The 4,103-nt window shown below is 37.2% G+C and carries 4 protein-coding genes; all 4 read left to right on the plus strand.

All coding sequences use genetic code 11. From position 1 onward, the window contains the following. Positions 1-647 (plus strand): tyrosine-protein kinase family protein (locus AC1DND_RS21625; RefSeq protein ID WP_477584688.1); only part of this gene is annotated, 647 nt, incomplete at its 5' end. Positions 648-1,067: 420 nt separating this feature from the next. Next, positions 1,068-1,616 (plus strand): UpxY family transcription antiterminator, encoded by a 549-nt coding sequence (locus AC1DND_RS21630; protein ID WP_029276571.1) that lies wholly within the window; start codon positions 1,068-1,070, stop codon positions 1,614-1,616. Then, the gene (locus tag AC1DND_RS21635) at positions 1,609-2,907 is read left to right on the plus strand and encodes a nucleotide sugar dehydrogenase (protein ID WP_477584689.1); all 1,299 of its coding nucleotides are present in this window, start codon (positions 1,609-1,611) and stop codon (positions 2,905-2,907) included. Before AC1DND_RS21630 ends, AC1DND_RS21635 begins: the two co-directional genes overlap by 8 nt. 4 nt (positions 2,908-2,911) lie before the next feature. Further along, positions 2,912-4,103: lipopolysaccharide biosynthesis protein (locus AC1DND_RS21640; protein WP_477584690.1), on the plus strand; the 1,192-nt coding region annotated here is incomplete at its 3' end.

Consider the following 4,103-nt stretch of genomic DNA (forward strand, 5'->3'; position numbering starts at 1 on the left):
CTACCATATCAGAGTTGTTTAGGTATATCAGAATGAATTTAGGGCTGATGTCTAACAATATCGAGAATAAGGTAATGTTGGTTACTTCGAGTATGAAAGGAGAGGGTAAAACATTCTTTAGTGTAAATCTGGCTACTACCTTAGGCATGCTTGATAAAAAAGTTGTTGTACTGGAGTTCGATCTAAGAAAACCTGACCTCTTGAATAAAGTTGGTTTAAAACAAACTAACGGTTTAACCGATTATTTAATTGGTGAGTCTGTGTTAGATGATATTATTAAACCTACCAGTGTTTCAGATAATATCTGGGTTATAGGATGCGGTCAATCGCCTGAAAACCCTGCAGAAGTAATGATGAGTCCTAAGATGGATCTATTGTTTAATGAACTGAAAGAAAGGTTCGATTACATCATTATCGATACTTCGCCGGTTGGCCAGGTGGCTGATGCCTTTAGTTTGGCAGAATATGCCGATGTAAGCATTTACCTGGTGCGGTATAATTACACCAATAAATACCAGCTCGCCATATTGAAAGATATTTGCGAAAACAATAAGCTTAAAAATCCGATGGTTGTTTTTAACGATGCCAAACGGGAGAAAAGCCAGAAATACAGCTACGGTGGTTACGGTTATGCCATGGCAAACTAAAGTTAGCCGGTTTTTAAGAGAGAATACCAATACCCTTTACCAAATAAACGTCCCCAAACGATTTAATTCTGTTTACAAACAATAAGGCCTAGATGCATAAACTGTGCATCGATTAAAGGCATTAGCAGCTTGCAAACAACTCTCAATTAGATTGCCCTTTTGCCCAAAAAGCAAAATAACATTTGAAAATAAAAATTGTCATGTAAGTGATATAGCGAAGCTGTATCCAGTGAGCAAACAAATTTAGAATAGTGTTTAAACAGGTTAACTGTGTAAAGCGGTTAATTGGTTAGTCGGAAATACTAATTACAATTAACCGGTTCCTACAATTTAAACAATTAACCAATAATAGTCATGTAAGTGATATAGCGAAGCTGTATCAAATTACCTAAAAAATAAAACTATAACCTCATCAAAAAAATGGAATCTACAATTAACATCAAGCCCTCGTTCGCAAAAAAATGGTTTGTGATCTATACTCGCCCACGTTGGGAGAAAAAAGTTGACCGTTTGCTGCAAGAGCAAGGTTTCGAATCTTTTTGCCCTGTACGTAATGTAGAAAATCAATGGGCCGATAGAAAGAAAATAGTTAGTCTTCCGCTTTTTACCGGATATGTATTTGTGAAAATTGATGAGCGTGAAGGTTACAAAATCAGGTATACACTAGGTGTTTTAAACTTTATTAATTACATGGGTAAACCTGCAGTGGTTCGGGATAGTGAGATTGAAAAGTTGAAACACATTATGGATACCTACAATGATGTAGATGTAGTGAGTTTAACCGGTGTTTCCAAAGGAGACCGTGTTCGGATCAGTAATGGTCTCTTCCATAATCAGGAAGGAGAGGTGATCCAGATTCAAGGTAAGCATGTTTTAATGTCATTCGATCATTTAGACTGTGCTTTAGTTACCAGAGTGCCAATAAGCAACTTAACATTAACTGTAAATACGCAACAACATTATGTATAACGCTGAAGATAATCTGAAAATGACGGTAATTGGTCTTGGCTACGTTGGCTTACCGTTGGCAGTAGAGTTTGCAAAAAAATACAAGGTATTTGGCTTTGATATTAACCAGAGCAGGATAGCAGAATTAAAAGCTGGATACGACAATACATTGGAAGTTAATGAATCAGAATTGAATGAGGTTTTAACCTTCGAATGCACAACTTTAAAAGGCCTGTACTGTACCAATGAAATCGAAAAATTACGCAGCTCGTCGGTTTACATTGTTACAGTACCAACGCCTGTTGATAAAAATAACAGGCCAGATTTAACACCTTTAATTAAAGCGAGTTCAGTTGTGGCTAAGGTTTTAAAGAAGGGAGATATAGTGGTTTACGAATCAACCGTATATCCTGGTGTAACTGAAGACGAATGTGTACCCATTTTAGAAAAAGGATCTGGTTTGGTTTTCAATAAAGATTTTTTTGCTGGTTATTCTCCAGAGCGTATTAATCCTGGAGATAAACAACATACTGTTGCCAATATCTTAAAAATCACATCAGGTTCTACTCCCGAAGCTGCAGAAAAAATAGATGCGCTGTATCGTTCGGTAATTACTGCCGGAACTTATAAAGCTTCGTCTATTAAAGTAGCGGAAGCAGCAAAAGTAATTGAAAACGCCCAGCGCGATATCAATATTGCTTTTGTAAATGAACTAGCCATGATTTTTAACCAGATCGGTATCGATACTTCTGAGGTTTTAGCGGCAGCCGGAACCAAATGGAATTTCCTGAATTTTAAACCAGGTTTGGTTGGTGGACATTGTATTGGCGTAGATCCATATTATTTGGCTCAAAAAGCACAGGAAGCTGGCTATCACCCCGAAATTATTTTAGCCGGACGACGTGTAAACGATGGAATGGGTAAATATGTGGCTGATCAGATCATAAAAAAAATGATCGCTAAAAACATCCATATTGTGGGAGCAGAAGTGCTGGTGTTGGGCTTTACCTTTAAAGAAAACTGTCCTGATGTACGCAATACCAAAGTAATTGATATTGTAAGGCGGTTAGAAGAATACAAAGTTAAAGTAACCATTCACGATCCCTGGGCAAATGCTGATCAAGCCAAGCATAACTATGGCATTATCTGCGAAAATGGCTCATCAAAAACCAGAAAGTACGATGGAATTATACTGGCAGTAGCGCACGAAGCTTTTAATAGTTTAAATATCACAGCATTGCGTAAACCGGAATGTGTGGTGTACGATATAAAAGCAGTATTGCCACAATCATTAGAAACCGTTCGATTGTAAGGTCATGAGTTTAACATATAAAGCGCGATCGGGCATTATATGGTCGATCGGACAGCAGTTTAGTGTTAAATTCATAAACCTGTTCGTTACCATCATATTGGCCCGCTTATTAAGTCCTGCAGAATTTGGCTTAATTGCAATGCTCTCTATTTTTATCGCTGTTGGTAATTCCTTAATGGATAGCGGCTTAACATCGTCACTGATCCGCACAAGGATGGCGGGACAAAAGGATTTTTCTACCATATTTTTTTTTAACCTGTTTGGAAGCATCATTGTATATGGTGTTTTGTTCTTTGCAGCACCGCTAATAGCTGGTTTTTACAGGCAGCCAACACTTACAGATATTGTTAGGGTTTATGGATTAACCTTTTTAATCAATGCCTTTTTTAGTATTCAGAGTACTTTATTAACTAAGGAAATGAAATTTAAACTGCAAACGGTCATTCAGATACCTGCAGTAGTACTAGGCGGTTGTTTAGGTATTTACCTGGCAAAAAATGGTTATGGAACCTGGAGTTTAGTTTGGATGAGTTTGCTGAGTGCGAGTGTTTCTACCGTTTTACATTGGTTTTATTCAGACTGGCGACCACGACTGATTTTTAATAAAAAAAGCTTCAGAAAGCACTTTCATTTTGGTTACAAAATGACACTTTCTGGCCTGTTGGATGCCATTTATCAAAATTTATACACCGTTATTATAGGTCGCTTTTATGCGGCAGCCCAATTGGGCTTTTATGCCAGAGCAGATAGTTTAAGTCAGTTACCCATTGGGATTATTTCTACCGCAATTGGTAAAGTAACCTATCCTATGTTTTCGAACATCAGCAATGACGATGTAAAGCTTAAAATGGTTTACCGCAGGTTAATGCAGCAGGTGTTATTCTGGAATGCACCCATCCTGATTTTTTTAGCACTTATTGCCCAACCTTTAATCTCTTTGCTTTTAACCGATAAATGGCTGCCATCTGTACCTTATTTTCAGATTTTATGTATTGCGGGTATTCTATATCCGGTACACGCATATAACCTGAATATTTTAAAAGTTAAAGGTCAAAGTGGACAGTTCTTGAAATTAGAAATTATAAAAAAGGTGCTAAGTGTAATCGGAATTATCTGTGTAATTCCATTTGGCATCATGGGACTTCTATATTTTCAGCTCTTCTTTACTGTTTTCGCCTATTATATCAATTCAACAT

Source organism: Pedobacter sp. 01N416 (assembly GCF_056399685.1).

Bases quoted from the DNA above. Each gene is read 5' to 3' on its own strand.
- AC1DND_RS21630 (WP_029276571.1), top strand. From the start codon at position 1,068: ATGGAATCTACAATTAACATCAAGCCCTCGTTCGCAAAAAAATGGTTT.
- AC1DND_RS21635 (WP_477584689.1), top strand. From the start codon at position 1,609: ATGTATAACGCTGAAGATAATCTGAAAATGACGGTAATTGGTCTTGGC.